The sequence below is a fragment of the Mycolicibacterium flavescens genome (assembly GCF_001722335.1).
GTDB lineage: Bacteria > Actinomycetota > Actinomycetes > Mycobacteriales > Mycobacteriaceae > Mycobacterium > Mycobacterium flavescens.
Map to the genome: position 1 here is coordinate 37,839 of NZ_MIHA01000001.1, position 17,859 is coordinate 55,697.

Consider the following 17,859-nt stretch of genomic DNA (forward strand, 5'->3'; position numbering starts at 1 on the left):
ACGCGTCAAGGAGGGACATGCCGCTGGCCTCCACCGCCGCCCTCCTCGACGGCGCGCGGTCGCGCGACGTGGGGGTTGCGGCGTTCAACGTGATCACGCTCGAGCACGCCGAAGGCATCATCGCCGGCGCCGAACGCGTCGAACACCCGGTGATCCTGCAGGTCAGCGAGAACACCGTGCGGTTCCACGCCCGGCTGACCCCGCTGGCCGCCGCGCTGAGCGTGCTGGCCGCCGACGCGGCGGTCCCGGTCAGCCTGCACCTCGACCACGTCGAGACCGACGCGCTGTGGGAGGCCGCCGGTCAGGCCGGCTTCTCATCGGTGATGGTCGACGCCGGCGCCCAGCCCTACGACCGCAACGTCGACATCACCGCCGCCGCCGCCCGCCGCCTGCAGAACCAGGGCCTGTCGGTGGAGGCCGAGTTGGGGTACGTCGGCGGCAAGAGCAGCCAGGCCAGCAGCGCGCACACCCCCGGCGTGCGCACCGACCCGCAGCAGGCCGCCGAGTTCGTCGCCGCGACGGGGGTCGACGCGCTCGCGGTCGCGGTCGGCAGCTCGCACGCGATGACTACTCAGACCGCGTCGCTGGACCTCGACCTGATCGCGGCGTTACGCGATGCCGTGCCCGTTCCTCTTGTGCTGCACGGCTCTTCGGGTGTCCCCGACGACACGCTGCGCGCGGCGGTGCGGGCCGGAATCGTCAAGGTCAACGTCGGCACCGCACTCAACGTCGCCTACACCGGCGTCCTGCGGGCGACGCTGAGCGAGGACACCGTGGATCCTCGGGTGCCGTTGACCGCCGCCCGCGACGCCGTCGCCGACGCCGTGTCACACCTGCTCGGCGTCGTCACCGCGGCTTAGCAATCCGACTTGTATGCCGCCGCGCCGCCTTCACCGTCGAGGTTCTCCTGGGTGATGATCGTGAAGCCGGTCTGTACCTTCTTGGTGTTCTCGCCGCCTTCGAGCGCGGTGACCGCCTCATCGACACCGAACTTGCCGATCAGCCCCGGATCCTGCGCGACGAGCGCCTGCACGGTGCCCTCGCGCAGCGCCTGGATCTGATTGGGCCCGGCGTCGAAGCCGACGACCTGCACCTGACCGGCCTTGCCGGCCTGCCGCACGCCGGTCGCCGAGCCCTCGGCCGAGAACAGGTTGGTGGCGAAGACGCCGACGAGGTCGGGATCCTTCTGCAACTGCGCGCCGATCAGCTGCGCCGCGGTCGCGGGATCGTTGTGGCTGTACTGCACGCCGACGTACTCGAATTTGTCGTCGCTCTTGACCGCATCCTCGAATCCCTTGGCGCGGGCGTCGGTGGTCGACACCCCGGGGTCGATGTTCATCACCATCACCTTGCCGCCCTCGGGCCGCAGCTTCTTGATGGCCTCGAACGCGGCCCGGCCGCCGCCCTCGTTGTCGCTGGCGATCTGGGACACGGCGTACGACGGGTCGTTGGTGGTGGTGTCGACGAGCACCACCTTGATGCCGGCCGCGGCCGCCTGCTCGAGCGGCTGCTGCATGGCCTGCACGTCGGTCGGCGCGACCAGCAGCGCATCGGGGCGGCCGGCGACGATCGAATCGAGGATCGGTTTCTGCAACGTCGGGTCGAACTTCTGCGGGCCCTGCGTGGAGACCTTCACGCCCAGCTTCGCGGCCTCCTCCTGCGCACCGCACTGCATGGTGATGTAGAACTGGTCACCCGAGACGCCCTGCAGGAACTGAAGGTTGTACTCGCGGCTGGCTTTCGCGGGTGCGGTGACGGTGGTGGCGGCATCCTCCTGCGCACCGCCTGACGTCTCACCGGAACTCTCGGGTTTCGACGATGTGCAGGACGACAGCCCGAGGACGACGACACCCAACGTCCCCGCGACCACCATGGCGCGCTTTCGGTTCACTGGCGTTCCTTTCGTTGCGTTCTTCGTTTGACGAAACCCCGGGGCCGGGCGCCGCGCAGCGCGGCCGCGCGGCGGGACTGGTCGACGTACACGGCGGCGATGAGCACCGTGCCGACCGCGACGCCCTGCCAGAACGGTTGGACGCCGATGATCACGAACCCGGACTGCAGAACGGCGGGGATGAACAGGCCGACGACGGTGCCGAAGATGGTGCCCTCGCCGCCGAAGATCGACGTCCCGCCGATCACCACCGCCGCGATCACGTTGAGGTTGGTCAGCGACTGCCCGGCGATGGTCGTGGTGCCGAACTGTGCCAGCGTAAGGATCGCGCCGACGCCGGCCAGCGTGCCGGCCAGCGCGTAGACCGCGACGAGGTGGCGGGTCACCTTGATGCCGGTGCGGCGCGCCGCCTCCGCGTTCGAGCCGATCGCGTAGGTGTAGCGGCCGAACCTGGTCTTGTGCAGCAGAATTGCGCCGAGCACGACGATCACCAGCGCCACGAACGGCAGGCCGGGGATGCCGAGGATCTTGGTGTAGGCGCTGAAGTCGGTCAGTTCGGTCGGCACCGAGCGGATGTCGATGCCGCCGGTGATCACCTGCGCCAACCCGAGCGCGACCGACAGCGTGCCCAGCGTGACGATCAGCGCGGGCACCTTCGCGACCGCGACCAGGATTCCGTTGACGACGCCCCACGCCATTCCGCCCACGACCGCGACGACCAGTCCGACGGCCGCCACGCCGGGGCCCGCACCGCCCATCGCCTCCATCACCTTCGCCGACACCACCGAGGCGAACACCAGCACCGAACCGACCGACAGGTCGATGCCCGAGGTGATGATCACGAACGTCATACCGACCCCGAGCACCGCCCACACCGCGACGTTCTGCGAGATCAGCGAGAAGTTGCCCGCCGACAGGAAGCGGTCACCGGCCAGCACGGCGAAGACCAGGCAGATGACGATCAGCACGCCGAGGATCCAGAACGCCTGTAACCCGGCCACCCGCTTGAGGAACGACTGCGCCGGGTCCATGTCCTCGGCGCTCGTCACCGACTTCTCGATGGTGCTCACGCCGCGCCCTCCCGCTTGTCCAGCGCACCGGTCATCGCGCCGACGAGTTCTTCGACCGTGGTCTGCGCGCCGGTGTAGGTCGCCACCCGCCGACCCAGTCGCAGCACCTGGATGCGGTCACACACCTCGAGCACGTGCGGCATCGAGTGGCTGATGAACACCACGGCGATCCCCTTGTCGCGCACCCGTTTCATCGACTCGAGCACGTTGGCGGTCTGCACGACGCCCAGCGCGGCGGTCGGCTCGTCGAGGATCAGCACCTTGTTCGCCCACGCCATCGCCCTGGCGATCGCGATGCCCTGACGCTGGCCGCCCGACATCGACCCGACCGCCGAGTTCAGCGAGCGCACGGTCGCACCGAGGTCGGCGAACGACTCGGCAGCGCGTCGGCGCATCTCCTTCTCGTCCATGAAGCCGAGGCGCCCGAGGATGCCCTTGCGAGCAATCTCCCTGCCCAGGAACACGTTCTGCACCGGGTTCAGATGCGGTGCGAGCGCCAGGTCCTGGTAGACCACTTCGATGCCGAGGTCCTCGGCCTGTCGCGGCCCGGACATCCGCACCCGTCTGCCCTCGAAGTAGATCTCGCCGTCGTCGAGGTCGAGGTTGCCCGAGAGCGCCTTGATCAGCGTCGACTTGCCCGCGCCGTTGTCGCCGATGAGGCCGACGATCTCGCCGGCGTCGACGTCGAAGTCGGCGCCGTCGAGCGCGCGGACGTGGCCGAAACTGCGGGACAGGCCGCGGGCCTCCAGCAGGGCCGTCATGCCGGGCCTCCCCGGGAGTCCGGTAGCGGCGGCGGCCAGGAGTCACCGGGCCGGCAGACGAGTAGTCGCGCGTCGCCTTCGGTGTGCCAGACGCCCGACGACGCGGGCACCACCAGCGTGTTGCCCGCCGTCACCGCGACGGCTTCTCCGCCGGACGGGACCACCGATCCCGTCCCCGAAAGCACCACTGCCACCGCGAATCCGGCGTCGACGTCGGTGCGCGGACCGAGGAGGTCCATGTGGAAGAACGGTGTGGCCTCGACCGGCAGCACCGGGGTCATACCGATCGCGTCGGCCTCGACGTGCCGCATCAGGTCGCCGGTGTCGTCGATCGGTTCGGCGTCGACGGCCGACAACGCGACGTCGCGGTCGAGGCCGAGGAACACCTCGTCGTCGGAGGCGGTGGTGTTGACGCGCTCCAGCAGGATCGACTGGTCGGTGGGTTCCTGCGCCTCGACCAGCAGCACGCCGCGACCGATCGCGTGCGGGGTGCCGCCGGGCACCAGCACCCCGTCGCCGGGCCGCACCGGGATCCGGTGCATCAGCGCGAGCAGGCCGTCGACGTCCTGTGCGGCGACCATATCCGACAGCCGTTGCGGCTCAACGGTTTCCCGCCAGCCCACCCACACCGCGGCGTCGCCGTCGGCGCGCAAAATGTACCACGCCTCGGTCTTACCGTAGGGGCAGCCGAGGTGGCGGCACGCGAAGTCTCGCGTCGGGTGCACGTGCACGGGAAGCCGTTGGCCGGCGTCGAGGAGTTTCACCAGGACACCGGTGTCCCCCGGCGCGCCGTCGTCGCGCCCGAGCCAGGGCAGGGGGTCGCGTTCGACCGCGTCGCGCAGCAGCGTTCCGTCGGCCAGCGTCGAGGGACCCAGCGTCGGTTCACCGAAGCGCGCGACGGTGGCGCCGATCCACTCCTCCGGTGAGCGGTCCCCGACCGGCGGCAGCCCGCGCCAGTCCGCCAGCACCGGGCCACCCGCGTACCAGTGCGGAATGACATTCGGCGGCAGCAGTTGTGGATGCGTACTCACTCGTGCGGCGCCTCCTGTCCTGTTACCTGCGTCACGTCGGTCTGACCGGACAGTACGCCACATCGCGGCGTATGTCACCGGTGTCACACGATTCGGTGCGCGCGCTATGTCATCGGTGACATACTGGCCTCTGACGGAGCGAGGAGGAGCGTCGATGACCACGATGCGCGACGTCGCCGACCGTGCGGGGGTCAGCGCAAAGACGGTCTCGCGGGTGATCAACAACGACCGCTACGTCTCGGCCGACGTCCGGATGCGCGTCGAGCGCGCGATCGTCGAACTGCAGTACGTCCCGAACATGCTGGCTGTCACGTTCCGCGCCGGACGCGACGCGGCGATCGGGGTCGCCGTGCCCGGCGTCGCGGACCCGTTCTTCGCCGGGATCATCGATGCGGTGGAACAGGAAGCCAGCAAGCGGAACGTCGCGGTCATCGTCACCAGCGTCGGGTGGGAGCCGTCGCACGAACAACGCTCCCTGGAGGCGGTTCTCAAGCGTCAGGTCGCCGGCATGATCATCTGCCCGGTCGGTCGCGACATGTCCTATCTGCGACCGTGGCTAAAACGCACACCGCTGGTGTTCGTCGACCGCGAGCCCGGACGGTTGACCGCCGACGCGGTGGTCCAGGACGACGTCGGCGGCGGCCACGACGGCACCCGTCACCTCATCGCGCACGGGCACCGTCACATCGCGTTCATGGGCGACGACACCGTGACCGGTCTGCTGCGGCTCGAGGGTTGGCAGCAGGCACTCGACGAGGCGGGGCTGCCCGCCGGACCGGTGCACATCGGCGCGGTCGACGTCGACACGATCACCGCCGCGCTCCGCCGCGCGCTCGACGCGCCGCAACCGCCGACCGCGGTGTTCTCGTCCAACGCCCGCTGCACGATCGCACTCGTCACCGCACTACAGACGTTGCGGCGCAAAGACATTGCGTTGATCGGCTTCGGCGACTTCCCCACTGCCGCGGCACTGCAACCCGCGATCACCGTGGTCCACCAGGACGGCGACGCGATGGGCCGCTTCGCCGCCGACCGGCTGTTCACCCGACTCGACGCGCCGACCCGGCGGCTGCGGCGCCGCACGGTGCTGCCGGTGTCGCTGGTGACGCGCGCGTCGTGCGCCATGCCCGGCGAGAAGGTCCGCGTCGGGCACCGAATCTAGATCGAGCTGACGATCGTCGGACGCCGCGATGGGCCGCCATCGAGCAGCGCCAACAGCACGTCGATGTCGAGGTGGCCGGCGAGCAGATCGGCCATCGTGTCGAGTTGCGCGTCGCGGCGGGCACCGACGTCGACGTCGGCGGCGACGGTGAAACCGGGCGGCGCCACCTCGGTGAGCCACGCCCGTCGGACGTCGTCGTTGTCGAGCAGGCCGTGCCAGTGGGTGCCGTACACGGCGCCGCGACGCAACCCGACACCCAGCCAGTCGTCTGCGGCGCTGCGCGTGACCCGGCCGTGGTGGATCTCGTAGCCGGACAACCCGTTCTCGTGCCGGCGCAACGTCTTCTCGGCGGCGAACGCGATGTCGGCGTCGAGCAACCCGATGCCGGTGACCCGCCCCGCCTTCGACTCGACGGGGTCGTCGATGCTGCGGCACAGCATCTGGAACCCGCCGCAGATCCCGAGCACCGCCTTGCCGGCCGCGGCGTGTGCGGCGACCCCGTCGGCCAGTCCCCGTTCCCGCAGCCAGTCCAGGTCGGCGACGGTCGCCTTGCTGCCGGGCAGCACCACCGCGTCGGCGTCGGCGAGGTCGGCGGGGTCGGTGACCCAGCGGACCAGCACACCGGGTTCGCACGCGAGCGCTTCGACGTCGGTGGAGTTGGAGATGCGCGGGAGCCGGATCGCGGCGATGCGCAGCCACTGCCGACCCCGTGGCGGCTGCGGGTCGCCGACGACGCGGTGCGCCAGCACCGAGACGGAATCCTCGGTGTCGAGCCACAATCCGTCGGCGTAGGGCACGACGCCGTAGGTCGGCCGGCCGGTGAGCGCCTGCAGTTGCTCCAGTCCGGGGGCCAGCAGCGCCGGGTCCCCGCGGAACTTGTTGACGATGAACCCGCTGATCAGCCGTTGGTCGTCCGGTTCGAGCACGGCCACCGTGCCGAACAGGTGCGCCAGCAGCCCGCCGCGGTCGATGTCACCGACGACGACGACCGGCAGGTCGGCTGCGCGTGCCAGGCCCATGTTCGCGAGATCGGTTGCGCGCAGGTTGATCTCGGCGGGTGAGCCCGCGCCCTCGCAGAGGACGGCGTCGAATTCGTTTCGCAGCTCGGCTAATTCGCTGTGCACGATTTCGGCGAGGTGTGCGCGGTGGGTGAAGTAGTCTCCCGCCCGCACGGTGCCCGCGACGTGACCGCGCACGACCAGCTGCGAGGTGCGGTCGCTGCCGGGTTTGAGCAGCACCGGGTTGAACCGGGTGTGCGGGGCCAGTCCGGCCGCCCGCGCCTGCATAGCCTGCGCGCGGCCGATCTCGCCGCCGTCGACGGTGACCGCCGAGTTGTTCGACATGTTCTGCGCCTTGAACGGCGCGACGCGAACGCCCTTGCGCGCCAACAGTCGGCACAGGCCGGCGACGATCATCGACTTGCCGGCGTCCGACGTGGTGCCCGCGACCAGCAGCGCCCCGCCGCTGGTCACTTTTTTCGGCCGAGCAGACGCAAAGTGACCTCATTTCCGCGCTTTCCGGGACACTTTGCGTCTGCTCGCGGGGGAAGGTTCACAGCTGGGTGAGGATCTCGGCGCCGTCGTCGGTGACCACCAGCGTGTGCTCGAACTGCGCGGTCCACTTCTTGTCGGTGGTCGCGACGGTCCAGCCGTCGTCCCAGATCTCGTAGTCCAGGCCGCCGAGGTTGATCATCGGCTCGATGGTGAACGTCATCCCCGGTTCGAGCACGGTGTCGACCGCGGGCTGGTCGTAGTGCAGCACCACCAGGCCGTTGTGGAACGTGGTGCCGATGCCGTGGCCGGTGAAGTCGCGAACGACGTTGTAGCCGAACCGGTTCGCGTACGACTCGATGACCCGCCCGACCACCGACAACTGCCGCCCGGGTTTGACGGCTTTGATCGCGCGCATGGTCGCCTCGTGCGTGCGCTCGACGAGCAGCCGGTGCTCCTCGGACACGTCGCCGGCCAAAAAGGTCGCATTGGTGTCGCCGTGCACCCCGTCGATGTAGGCGGTCACGTCGATGTTGACGATGTCGCCGTCCTCGACCACCGTCGAGTCCGGGATGCCGTGGCAGATGATCTCGTTGAGCGAGGTGCAGCAGGACTTGGGAAAGCCCTTGTAGCCCAACGTCGACGGATACGCACCGTGGTCGACCATGTACTCGTGGGCGATGCGGTCGAGTTCGTCGGTGGTGACACCGGGCGCGACGGCCTTACCGGCCTCGGCGAGCGCGCCGGCGGCGATGCGGCCCGCGACCCGCATCTTCTCGATCACCTCGGGCGTCTGCACCCACGGCTCGGTGCCCTCTTTCACGGTCGGCTTCCACGCGTACTCCGGGCGCGGGATCGAGTTGGGCACCGGCAGCGTCGGGGACACCGTGCCAGGGCGAAGAGCGCTACGAACAGGCATAACCCCAGCGTAGCCGGAGGATCAGCGGCGATCGAACGGGCTGAGCCGCCAGCCCCGCCGCGGGCCGCGGATGTCGACCGAACCGCAGACCACCTTGCCGGTCAGGATCACGTGCGGGTTTCCGTCGGCCGGGGCGTCGCGGCGATGGTCGTGGGCGCTGCCGACGACGACTTCCACGTCGTCGATCGAGGCGCTGGCCCCCTCGGGCAGCCGCAGCTCCAGCCCGCCGAACTTCAGGTCCAGTTCGACCACCACCATCGGCCCGGCGAACCGCGCCCTGGTCAGGTCCAGGTCCACCGACCCCATCCGGCGGTGCAGCGCCAGCCGGCTCGGCACCGTCCACTCGCCGTGCCGTTTGAGCGAGCCCAGCACTCCGCGCAGTTCCACCCGGTCGGCGGCCGAGGTGACGATCGCGCCGGGTCCGGGAAGGTCACCGACCAGCGCGTCGAGGTCGGAGTGCAGCCGGGCCCGCGCCACCGCCGCCGAGCGCTCTTCGAACTCGTCGATGTCGATCAGCCCCAGCGCGACGGCATTGTGCAGCCGCCGCAGCGTGCCGTTGCGGTCGGCGTCGGAGACGCGCATCGCGTCGTGGTTGGTGTCGGTCATGGCCGACTACCAGGCTACTCAAGCCAGGTAGTCCGGTGGCAGCCCGTCGAGCATGCCCTTGAGCATCCGCACCGCGTACTCCGAGGAGCCGCCGCCGACGATCAGCGCGGCGAACGCCATGTCGCCGCGGTAGCCGGCGAACCAGGAATGCGACCCGCCGGCGAACTCCGCCTCGCCGGTCTTGCCGCGCACGTCGCCCGCGCCCTGCAGGTCCTCGGCGGTGCCGTTGGTGACCACCAGCCGCATCATCGGCCGCAGCCCTTCGAGGATCTTGGGGTCGATCGTCGGCTGCTCACCGTTGATCTGGGTGGGCCTGCCCTCGATCAGTTGCGGCACAGGGGTTTTCCCGGCCGCCACGGTCGCTGCGGCCAGCGCCATCCCGAACGGGCTGGCCAGCACCTTGCCCTGGCCGAACCCGTCCTCGGTGCGTTCGGCCAGATCCACCGTCGGCGGCACGGAACCGGTCACGGTCCGCAGCCCCTCGATCTCGTAGTCGGTGCCGATGCCGTACTGCGCGGCGGCGTTGGTCAGCCCGCGCGGCGGCATCCGGCTGGCGAGTTCGGCGAACGTGGTGTTGCAGGAACTGGCGAACGCCCGCGACATCGGCACCGTGCCGAGGTCGAAGCCGCCGTAGTTGGGCACCGTGCGGTGTCCGATGTCCATCCGGCCCGGGCACGGCAGCAGCGTGTTCGGCGTGGCCATGTCGCGCTCGATGGCGGCGCCGGCGGTGACCATCTTGAACGTCGACCCCGGCGGGTACAGGCCGGTCGTGGCGATCAGGCCCTCGGCGTCGGCGGAGGCGTTCTGCGCCACGGCCAGGATCTCGCCGGTCGACGGCTTGATCACGACGATCATCGCCTTCTTGCCGGTGAAGTTGACCGCGTTCTGCGCGGCGCTCTGCACCGACCGGTCGAGGCTGATCCGCACCGCCGGCGCCGGCACGCCGGGCACCTCGTTGAGCACGTCGACGTCGACGCCGTTCTGGTTGACGGTGACCACCCGCCACCCGGGCTCGCCGTCGAGTTCACCGGCGACGCTCTTCTTGACCTCGTTGACGATCGCCGGCGCGAACCGGTCGTCGGTGGGCAGCAGTTCGGCGATCGGCGTGACCACCACCCCGGGCAGCGACCCGATCGCCGGTTTCACCTGGTCGTGGTCGGCTTTGCGCAGCGTGATCAGCGGCAGCGACTGTTTCGACGAGCTGGCCTGCTCGGCCATCCGCTGCGGGTCCCAGGTGTTGTCGAAGGGCCGCAGCACGTCGGCGACGGTGCGCGCGGTCTGCATCAGCGCGCCGCCGGCCTCGCGGGCGTCGAGCGAGTAGCGGTACAGGTACCCGGGCGCGAGCACCGGGGTGCCGCTGCGCTCGATCACCGAGGCCCGCGGTGGCGCGTCGGCGCGCAGCGCGAACGTCTGGTTCTCGCCGAGGCGCGGGTGCAGGTTCGACGCGCTCCACCGCACCTCCCAGCGGCCCTCGTCGCGGACCATGTTCATCTGGCCGTCGTAGGTCCAGGTCCGCCCCTTGGGCAGATGCCAGGTGTAGCGGTAGGTGATGCTGCCGGTGTCCAGCGCGTACTTCGAGCCCACGATCTGGGTGTCCAGGCGGGTGGCCTGCAACCCGGCCCACGCGCCGTTGAGGTCTTCGCGTGCCTCGGCGGGCCGGTCGCTGAGCTCGGCCGCGCTGCTGGTGTCGCCGGTGGCCAGCGCGGCGAAGAACTTCTCGGCGGCCGTTTCGGGGCCCGCCGGTTTCGGGGTGCACGCGTTCAGGGACAGCGCCAGCGCGCCGACCGCCAACAGGCTCGCAATTCGTGATGCTGAAGTTGCCATTGGGGCAGATGTTACGAAGTCGAGACCTGCAAACCCGGTAGGCGCACCGGGCGGGGCCGCTTAAGCGGTTGATCGCACGCAAATAACCCGTGCAATCAACCCGTCAAGCGCCGGCGGCCGGGGCGCGCACCACCAGCGGCACGCCCGGGAAGTAGGCCGCCATCTCCGTGCGGGACTTGCGCAGCGCCGCGGTGCCGTACCCCTGCTTGCGGTAGGCGGGGTGGATCCAGATGCGCACGTTCACCTCCCCGGAGGTCAGGTCGCCGAACACCATGCCGACCTTCTCGGCGCCCTGCACCGCGACCAGCCAGGCGGCCTCCTCGGCATCCACCCGCGCCAGGCCCGCGCGGATCTCGTCGTCGAGGTCACCGGCGGGGGCGCCGGACCCGTCGCCGGCCTGCGGGACGTCCTCGGTGCGCGCGGCGAAGATGTCGCGGTCCTCGCCGACGCTGAACGGGCGCAACACCATCGCGTCGGCCGACCTCGCCGGCTCGCCCATCGTGAAGCTCAGCTGGTTGTTGAGATCCTCGAGTTCGGCGGCGATGCGACGGCGGGCCACCTTGGTCAGCCGGTCGAACGACAGCCGCAGCACCGCCTCGGCGGCCTGGTGCGACGAGCCCAGCATCCCGGCGATCGCCTCTATCGCGGCGTCGTAGTCCTCGGCGTCGACGATCACATCGAGCAGTTCGTGCCGTCGCTCCAGAGCGCGGACCATCGTGTCGGCGATTTCCCTGCGGGCGATTGTGCGTTCGTCGTCGGCCATGACGCGAGCGTAGGACAGGCCGCCGGGCTGGTCCGTCAGTCCAGCAGAACGGTCGCGAACGTTCCCACCTTTTGGAAGCCGACGCGGGCGTAGGTGGCCCGCGCGACGGTATTGAAGTCGTTGACGTAGAGGCTGGCGGTGCGACCGGACCGCACCACCGCGGCCGCCAGCGTCGCCGTGCCCGACGTGCCCAGCCCGCGGCCGCGCCAGTCGGGGTGCACCCACACGCCCTGGATCTGCCCGACGGTCGGCGACTGCGAACCGACCTCGGCCTTGAACACCACCTCGCCGCGCTCGAAGCGGGCCCAGGCGCGCCCGGCGGCGATCAACCCGGCGACGCGACGACGGTAGCCGCGGCCGCCGTCGCCGAGGCGCGGGTCGATGCCGACTTCGCCGATGAACATGTCGATCGAGGCGACCAGGTAGGCGTCGAGTTCGTCGGCGCGCACCGGGCGCACGGCCGGATCGACCGGGCAGGCGGGTGCGGTGTTGAGCGCCATCAACGGCTGCTGCTCGCGGACGTCGCGGGCGGTGCCCCAGGCGTGCTCGAGGCGCTGCCACATCGGCAGCACCAGCTCGGCGCGACCGACCAGCGACGAGCAGCGCCGCGCGGTGCTCATCGCCTTGTCGGCGAACGCGTGCAGATCGACGGCCTCACCGCGCAGCGGGATCAGGTTCGCCCCTGCGTAACACAGCGATTCGGTGGGCCGGCGCCGCGTCCACAGTTCGCCGCCGATGGCCGACGGTTCGATGCCGTGCTCGGCGACCCGGCAGGCGACCATGCAGGAGCCGACGGGATCCTCGTCGAGGACCCGCATCACGGCGCCGACATCGCGCACGACGGACACCCGTCGTTCGTCGGCATGACGGAACAGCGGCGGAGCCGACATGGAAACTCTTTCTGACCGGCGCTCACCCAGTGGCTGGGATCACACTCAGCTTACGGTGACAACCGGTGTGCCGCTGGCATCTGTTCCGGAGCTTTCGAGGTCCATTTCCGATGCGAGCCGCATCGCCTCCTCGATCAGGGTCTCGACGATCTGCGCCTCGGGCACGGTCTTGATCACCTCACCCTTGACGAAGATCTGGCCCTTGCCGTTGCCGGACGCGACGCCGAGGTCGGCTTCGCGCGCCTCACCGGGACCGTTGACGACGCAGCCCATCACCGCGACCCGCAGCGGCACCTCCATGCCCTCCAGGCCGGCGGTCACCTCGTTGGCCAGCGTGTAGACGTCGACCTGCGCGCGCCCGCAGGACGGGCACGACACGATCTCCAGGCCGCGGGGCCGCAGGTTCAGCGACTCGAGGATCTGGTTGCCGACCTTGACCTCCTCGGCGGGCGGGGCGGACAGCGAAACGCGGATCGTGTCACCGATTCCGCGTGACAGCAGCGCACCGAACGCGACCGCGGACTTGATCGTGCCCTGGAACGCCGGGCCCGCCTCGGTGACGCCGAGGTGCAGCGGGTAGTCGCACTGTTCGGCGAGCTGCTGGTAGGCGGCGACCATGATCACCGGGTCGTTGTGCTTGACGCTGATCTTGATGTCGCCGAACCCGTGCTCCTCGAACAGCGACGCCTCCCACAGCGCCGACTCGACGAGCGCCTCCGGGGTGGCCTTGCCGTACTTCTCCATGAACCGCTTGTCCAGCGAGCCGGCGTTCACGCCGATACGGATCGGGATACCGGCGGCGCCTGCGGCCTTGGCGACTTCGGCGACCCGGCCGTCGAACTCCTTGATGTTTCCGGGATTCACCCGTACCGCCGCACATCCGGCGTCGATCGCGGCGAAGATGTACTTGGGCTGGAAATGGATGTCGGCGATCACCGGGATCTTCGACTTCTTCGCGATCGCCGGCAGCGCTTCGGCGTCCTCCTGCCGCGGGCAGGCCACGCGCACGATGTCGCAGCCCGACGCGGTCAGCTCGGCGATCTGCTGCAGCGTCGCGTTGATGTCGTGGGTTTTGGTGGTGCACATCGACTGCACCGCGATCGGGTGGTCGCTGCCGACGCCGACGCCGCCGACCATCAACTGGCGGGTCTTGCGTCGCGGCGCGAGCACCGGCGGCGGGGCTGCCGGCATGCCCAAACCGATTCCCAGGCTTCCCGTTGTTTCTGGCGGGGCCATCGTTCAACTCCTACTGGAAAGGTCTGATCGGATTGATGAAGTCGGCGGTCACGGTCACGGCCATGTAGCCGACCACGACGACGAGGATCACGTACGTCGCGGGCATCAGCTTGAGGTAGTTGACCGGACCCGCGGCCACCATGCCGCGCGCCGACCGGAACATGTTGCGGATCTTCTCGTAGAACGCGATCGCGATGTGGCCGCCGTCGAACGGCAGCAGCGGCACCAGGTTGACCGCGCCCAGCACGAAGTTCAACTGCGCCAGGAAGAACCAGAACGCCACCCACAGTCCGTGGTCGACCGCGTCGCCGCCGATGATGCTGGCGCCGACGACGCTGATCGGGGTTTCGGGATCGCGTTCCTCGCCGCCGATGGAACGCACCAGCGCGCCCATCTTGGTCGGGATCTTGGCCAGCGCCTTGCCCAGTTCGGCGGCCAGGTCGCCGGTGAACGCGACGGTTCCCGGTATCGCCGAGAGCATGTTGTACTGCGTCGGCCCGAACTGGGCGGCGGTGATGCCGACGGTGCCGACCGGAACCGGTTGGGCGGCTTGCTCATTGGTGCTGTCGCCGGTGGCGACGTAGCGCTGGGCCGGGACGACGCCGACGACGGTGGTGAACTCGCGGCCGTCGCGCTCGACGGTGAACGGGGTGGGCCCGTCGAGTTCGCGTACCGCCTCGACCATCTCGTCGAAGTTGGCCACCGGGGTGTCGCCGACCTTGACGACGGTGTCGCCGGCCTCGATGCCCGCGGCCGCGGCCGGTGACGGCGCCAGGCAGTCACCGAGCTTGCCCTGGGTCACCTCCGACTTCACGCACGACGTCTCGCCGACGATCGCGGTGGTCGGCGGGTGCAGATTCGGCAGACCCCACACCACCGCGATGCCGTAGATCAGCACCAGCCCGATGACGAAGTTCATCCCTGGCCCGGCGGCCAGCACCGCGGCGCGCTTCCACGTCTTCTGCTTGTACATCGCGCGTTCCCGCTCGTCGGGGGCGAGTTCCTCGACCGCGGTCATGCCCGCGATGTCGCAGAACCCGCCGAGCGGGATCGCCTTGACGCCGTACTCGGTGCGGTCGCCGTGTTTGTTCGCGCGCCACGTCGACCACAGCGTCGGCCCGAAGCCGACGAAATAGCGGCGCACCTTCATCCCGGTGGCCCGCGCCACCCACATGTGACCGCACTCGTGCAACGCCACTGACACCAGGATGGCCAGTGCGAACAGCACGACACCGATGACCCACATCATTTCGTGGTGACTACCTCCCGCTCGACCGCACGCGATGCGCGGTCACGCGCCCACTGCTGGGCCTCAAGTACCTCATCCACGGTAGCTGGTTCGGCGGCCCACTGGTCGGCAGCGCGCAGCACCTCGTCGATCGCGCGCACGATCGACGGGAACCTGATCCGCCCGGCCAGGAACGCCGCGGCGGCCTCCTCGTTGGCGGCGTTGTAGACCGCGGTCAGACAGCCGCCGCCCTGCCCGGCCCGGCGGGCCAGCGAGACCGCGGGGAACACGGCGTCGTCGACGGGTTCGAACGTCCAGGTGGACGCGGTGGCGAAGTCGCAGGCCGGGGCCGCCGCGGGGACCCGCTGCGGCCACCCGAGCGCCAGCGCGATCGGCAGCTTCATGTCCGGCGGGCTGGCCTGCGCCAGCGTCGAACCGTCGGTGAACGTGACCATCGAGTGCACGATCGACTGCGGGTGCACCACCACGTCGATGCGGTCGTACGGGACGCCGAACAGCAGGTGGGTCTCGATCAGCTCCAGGCCTTTGTTCACCAGCGACGCCGAGTTGAGCGTGTTCATCGGCCCCATCGACCAGGTCGGATGCGCGCCGGCCTGCTCGGGCGTCACGTCCTCGAGCCGCTCGGCGCTCCAGCCGCGGAACGGGCCGCCCGAGGCGGTCAGCACGATGCGCGCGACCTCGTCGGGGGTGCCGCCGCGCAGGCACTGCGCCATCGCCGAGTGCTCCGAGTCGACCGGCACGATCTGGCCGGGCGCGGCGGCCTTGAGCACCAGCGGACCACCGGCGACCAGCGACTCCTTGTTCGCCAGCGCCAACCGGGCGCCGGTGGCCAGCGCGGCCAGCGTCGGCTCCAGGCCGAGCGCGCCGACGAGCGCGTTGAGCACAACGTCGGCCTCGGTGTTCTGAACCAGCCGGGTGACGGCGTCCGGGCCGGCGAACGTCACGTCGCCGACGCGGGCGGCGGCCGCTTCGTCGGCGACGGCGATATTGCTCACACCGGTCGCGGCGCATTGGCGCGCCAGCAGTTCGGGGTTACCGCCGCCGGCAGCCAGGCCGACGACCTCGAAGCGGTCGGGGTTGGCGGCGATGACGTCGAGCGCCTGCGTTCCGATCGAGCCCGTGCTGCCGAGGATCAGCACGCGCCGCCGACCCGAACTGGAAACACTCACCGAACCATTGTGCCGCCTGCCGGCGCCGATTCCTCAATCGCGGCAACTGTGACGCAAATCTGACGCAATCCATCCGGGTCCCCGGCGGAACCGAATCACCGGTGTCACACAGCACAGGACGGACACTCCGTCCGCGACAAGGGAGCAGCGCATGAATATCGAGTTCCGCAAGGCAGTTTCGGCCGCGGGCCTGGCGGCCGCAGCAGTGCTGACCATCTCGGCCTGTTCGAACGACGCCAGCCCGACCGCGGCGGCGCAGACCAGCTCGTCGACGGCGACCAGCGCGGCACCCGCGCCGATGGAGCAGCCGATGCAGCCCGCCGGCCCGGTCGGCCCCGCCTGCGCCGACTACGCGGCCCAGAACCCGACGGGCCCGGCATCGGTGGAGGGCATGGCGATGGATCCGGTGGCCGTCGCGGCGTCGAACAACCCGCTGCTCACCACGCTGACCTCGGCGCTGTCCGGCCAGCTCAACCCGAACGTCAACCTCGTCGACACGCTCAACGGCGGCGAGTTCACGGTGTTCGCGCCGACCGACGACGCCTTCGCCAAGATCGATCCGGCGACCATCGAGACCCTCAAGACCGATTCCGATCTGCTGACCAGCATCCTGACCTACCACGTGGTGCCCGGTCAGGCGGATCCGGCGCAGGTCATCGGCACACACAAGACCGTGCAGGGCGCCGATGTCACGGTCACCGGCGGCGGTGAGGCCATCAAGGCCAACGACGCGAACGTGGTCTGCGGCGGCGTGAAGACCGCCAACGCGACGGTGTACCTGATCGACACCGTGCTGATGCCGCCGGCGAACTGAGTTCCCCTGCCGAGCAGACGCGAAATGCCCACTTTCGCGGCGTTTTCAGGGCATTTCGCGTCTGCTCGCGGGGATTCTCAGCCCCGCACCTTCGCGATGATGCTCTCGGCGAACCGCTCGATCGGCTCGCGGTAGGCCTCGACATCGCCGGAGCTCAGATCGGCACCCGCCCACGGGCTGCACATCACGCCGGTGATCCCGGCGTCGCGCGCCCGCAGGAACAAATCGGGTGACGGCGGCTCCAGCAGCGCCAGGATGATCTCGAAAGGCGCACTCTCGCGGCCGTATTCGCGCCGCAACTCCCCCAGCCTGCGGACGTACCCGATCGCGTCGTCCCACTTGTACGCGTAGCCGACCCAGCCGTCGCACAGCCGCGCCGCCCGGCGCAGCGCGGCGTCGGACTCGCCGCCGCACAGGATCGGCACCGGCGCTTCGGGGTGGGGTTCGATCATCAACTCCGGCACCCGGTAGTGCCGGCCCTGCCACGACACCCAGCCGCCGCGCCACAGTTCGCGCAGCGCGGGGATCATCTCGTTGAGCCGGGCGCCGCGGGTGCCGAAGTCCTGGCCCATCAACTCGTATTCCTCGCGCATCCAGCCGACCCCGACCGCCAGCGACACCCGGCCTCCCGACAGCACCGACGCGGTGGCCACCTGCTTGGCGACCTCCAGCAGCGGCCGCGCCGGTGCGACGTAGACGGCGTTGGAGAACCGCAGCCGGTTCGTCGCGGCGGCCATCGCGCCGATCAGCACCCACGAGTCCGGCCACGCGGTGTCCGGCGTCCACATCGGCTTGCCGGTCGGCGAGTCCGGATACGGCGACGTCAGTTCCCGCGGATAGATCATGTGGTCCGAGGCGACGATCCCGTCGAAACCGGCCTCGTCGAGCATCCGCGCCACCGGCAGGATGTCTGACGTTTTCATGAACGCGGTGCCCGACCAGAACTGCATGCTGTTTCCCTATCGCCGATTGCGGGCAGCATCA

Annotated in this window: 17 protein-coding genes; 3 read left to right on the forward strand and 14 right to left on the reverse strand. The window is 69.9% G+C overall.

The window, feature by feature from the left end; translation table 11 throughout:
- Positions 1 to 17: 17 nt before the first annotated feature.
- Positions 18 to 860 (forward strand): class II fructose-bisphosphate aldolase, encoded by an 843-nt coding sequence (locus tag BHQ18_RS00175; protein WP_069411553.1) that lies wholly within the window; start codon positions 18 to 20, stop codon positions 858 to 860.
- Here the strand turns inward: BHQ18_RS00175 and BHQ18_RS00180 are convergent.
- The 4 genes from BHQ18_RS00180 to BHQ18_RS00195 are packed head-to-tail and all read right to left on the reverse strand — an operon-like array spanning position 857 to position 4,753.
- Entirely contained in the window at positions 857 to 1,891 is a 1,035-nt protein-coding gene (locus BHQ18_RS00180) for an ABC transporter substrate-binding protein (RefSeq protein ID WP_069411554.1), read from the reverse strand. The two genes, BHQ18_RS00175 and BHQ18_RS00180, sit on opposite strands and share 4 nt — an antisense overlap.
- The gene (locus BHQ18_RS00185) at positions 1,888 to 2,961 is read right to left on the reverse strand and encodes an ABC transporter permease (protein ID WP_069411555.1); all 1,074 of its coding nucleotides are present in this window, start codon (positions 2,959 to 2,961) and stop codon (positions 1,888 to 1,890) included. The genes BHQ18_RS00180 and BHQ18_RS00185 overlap by 4 nt, the downstream gene beginning before the upstream one ends.
- A complete protein-coding gene (locus BHQ18_RS00190) occupies positions 2,958 to 3,722 on the reverse strand; it encodes an ATP-binding cassette domain-containing protein (RefSeq protein ID WP_069411556.1) in 765 nt (254 codons plus the stop codon). Before BHQ18_RS00190 ends, BHQ18_RS00185 begins: the two co-directional genes overlap by 4 nt.
- Positions 3,719 to 4,753: a class I mannose-6-phosphate isomerase gene (locus tag BHQ18_RS00195; protein ID WP_069411557.1), complete on the reverse strand. Its 1,035-nt coding sequence runs from the start codon at positions 4,751 to 4,753 to the stop codon at positions 3,719 to 3,721. The genes BHQ18_RS00190 and BHQ18_RS00195 overlap by 4 nt, the downstream gene beginning before the upstream one ends.
- A gap of 154 nt (positions 4,754 to 4,907) precedes the next feature.
- Here BHQ18_RS00195 and BHQ18_RS00200 point away from each other — a divergent pair, with 154 nt between their 5' ends.
- Complete coding sequence (locus BHQ18_RS00200) at positions 4,908 to 5,915, forward strand: LacI family DNA-binding transcriptional regulator (RefSeq protein ID WP_069411558.1); 1,008 nt, start codon at positions 4,908 to 4,910, stop codon at positions 5,913 to 5,915.
- Here BHQ18_RS00200 and BHQ18_RS00205 read toward each other — a convergent pair.
- The 9 genes from BHQ18_RS00205 to dxr all read right to left on the reverse strand — a co-directional run bounded on the left by BHQ18_RS00205 (position 5,912) and on the right by dxr (position 16,031).
- Positions 5,912 to 7,387, reverse strand: a complete 1,476-nt coding sequence (locus BHQ18_RS00205) for a cobyric acid synthase (protein ID WP_084293803.1) — start codon at positions 7,385 to 7,387, stop codon at positions 5,912 to 5,914. The two genes, BHQ18_RS00200 and BHQ18_RS00205, sit on opposite strands and share 4 nt — an antisense overlap.
- 79 nt (positions 7,388 to 7,466) lie before the next feature.
- Positions 7,467 to 8,324 carry a type I methionyl aminopeptidase gene (gene map, locus BHQ18_RS00210; protein WP_069411559.1) on the reverse strand — a complete coding sequence of 286 codons (858 nt, stop codon included), beginning with the start codon at positions 8,322 to 8,324 and terminating at the stop codon, positions 7,467 to 7,469.
- Positions 8,325 to 8,345: 21 nt separating this feature from the next.
- Positions 8,346 to 8,930 carry a DUF1707 SHOCT-like domain-containing protein gene (locus BHQ18_RS00215; RefSeq protein WP_069411560.1) on the reverse strand — a complete coding sequence of 195 codons (585 nt, stop codon included), beginning with the start codon at positions 8,928 to 8,930 and terminating at the stop codon, positions 8,346 to 8,348.
- A gap of 18 nt (positions 8,931 to 8,948) precedes the next feature.
- Positions 8,949 to 10,754 carry a penicillin-binding transpeptidase domain-containing protein gene (locus BHQ18_RS00220; protein ID WP_069411561.1) on the reverse strand — a complete coding sequence of 602 codons (1,806 nt, stop codon included), beginning with the start codon at positions 10,752 to 10,754 and terminating at the stop codon, positions 8,949 to 8,951.
- Between the two features lie 103 nt (positions 10,755 to 10,857).
- Positions 10,858 to 11,517 carry a GNAT family N-acetyltransferase gene (locus tag BHQ18_RS00225; RefSeq protein WP_069411562.1) on the reverse strand — a complete coding sequence of 220 codons (660 nt, stop codon included), beginning with the start codon at positions 11,515 to 11,517 and terminating at the stop codon, positions 10,858 to 10,860.
- Positions 11,518 to 11,552: 35 nt separating this feature from the next.
- The gene (locus BHQ18_RS00230) at positions 11,553 to 12,407 is read right to left on the reverse strand and encodes a GNAT family N-acetyltransferase (RefSeq protein ID WP_069411563.1); all 855 of its coding nucleotides are present in this window, start codon (positions 12,405 to 12,407) and stop codon (positions 11,553 to 11,555) included.
- Between the two features lie 45 nt (positions 12,408 to 12,452).
- Positions 12,453 to 13,598, reverse strand: coding sequence for a flavodoxin-dependent (E)-4-hydroxy-3-methylbut-2-enyl-diphosphate synthase (gene ispG / locus BHQ18_RS00235; protein WP_234794032.1), 1,146 nt, complete (start codon positions 13,596 to 13,598; stop codon positions 12,453 to 12,455).
- A 55-nt stretch (positions 13,599 to 13,653) separates the two neighbouring features.
- Positions 13,654 to 14,892 (reverse strand): M50 family metallopeptidase, encoded by a 1,239-nt coding sequence (locus BHQ18_RS00240; RefSeq protein ID WP_069411565.1) that lies wholly within the window; start codon positions 14,890 to 14,892, stop codon positions 13,654 to 13,656.
- Positions 14,889 to 16,031, reverse strand: a complete 1,143-nt coding sequence (gene dxr / locus BHQ18_RS00245) for a 1-deoxy-D-xylulose-5-phosphate reductoisomerase (RefSeq protein WP_205866019.1) — start codon at positions 16,029 to 16,031, stop codon at positions 14,889 to 14,891. The genes BHQ18_RS00240 and dxr overlap by 4 nt, the downstream gene beginning before the upstream one ends.
- A gap of 181 nt (positions 16,032 to 16,212) precedes the next feature.
- On the opposite strand from dxr, the gene BHQ18_RS00250 reads away from it, so the two are divergent.
- Entirely contained in the window at positions 16,213 to 16,875 is a 663-nt protein-coding gene (locus BHQ18_RS00250; RefSeq protein ID WP_069411567.1) for a fasciclin domain-containing protein, read from the forward strand.
- 77 nt (positions 16,876 to 16,952) lie between these two features.
- Here the strand turns inward: BHQ18_RS00250 and BHQ18_RS00255 are convergent, their stop codons facing one another.
- Positions 16,953 to 17,825 (reverse strand): TIGR03619 family F420-dependent LLM class oxidoreductase, encoded by an 873-nt coding sequence (locus BHQ18_RS00255; protein WP_069411568.1) that lies wholly within the window; start codon positions 17,823 to 17,825, stop codon positions 16,953 to 16,955.
- Positions 17,826 to 17,859: the final 34 nt, after the last annotated feature.

Coding starts and splice junctions, on each gene's coding strand:
- ispG (WP_234794032.1), bottom strand. CDS start 13,598: ATGCCGGCAGCCCCGCCGCCGGTGCTCGCGCCGCGACGCAAGACCCGC.
- BHQ18_RS00200 (WP_069411558.1), top strand. CDS start 4,908: ATGACCACGATGCGCGACGTCGCCGACCGTGCGGGGGTCAGCGCAAAG.
- map (WP_069411559.1), bottom strand. CDS start 8,324: ATGCCTGTTCGTAGCGCTCTTCGCCCTGGCACGGTGTCCCCGACGCTG.
- BHQ18_RS00190 (WP_069411556.1), bottom strand. CDS start 3,722: ATGACGGCCCTGCTGGAGGCCCGCGGCCTGTCCCGCAGTTTCGGCCAC.
- BHQ18_RS00255 (WP_069411568.1), bottom strand. CDS start 17,825: ATGCAGTTCTGGTCGGGCACCGCGTTCATGAAAACGTCAGACATCCTG.
- BHQ18_RS00250 (WP_069411567.1), top strand. CDS start 16,213: ATGAATATCGAGTTCCGCAAGGCAGTTTCGGCCGCGGGCCTGGCGGCC.
- BHQ18_RS00225 (WP_069411562.1), bottom strand. CDS start 11,517: ATGGCCGACGACGAACGCACAATCGCCCGCAGGGAAATCGCCGACACG.
- BHQ18_RS00230 (WP_069411563.1), bottom strand. CDS start 12,407: ATGTCGGCTCCGCCGCTGTTCCGTCATGCCGACGAACGACGGGTGTCC.
- BHQ18_RS00215 (WP_069411560.1), bottom strand. CDS start 8,930: ATGACCGACACCAACCACGACGCGATGCGCGTCTCCGACGCCGACCGC.
- BHQ18_RS00220 (WP_069411561.1), bottom strand. CDS start 10,754: ATGGCAACTTCAGCATCACGAATTGCGAGCCTGTTGGCGGTCGGCGCG.
- BHQ18_RS00240 (WP_069411565.1), bottom strand. CDS start 14,892: ATGATGTGGGTCATCGGTGTCGTGCTGTTCGCACTGGCCATCCTGGTG.
- BHQ18_RS00175 (WP_069411553.1), top strand. CDS start 18: ATGCCGCTGGCCTCCACCGCCGCCCTCCTCGACGGCGCGCGGTCGCGC.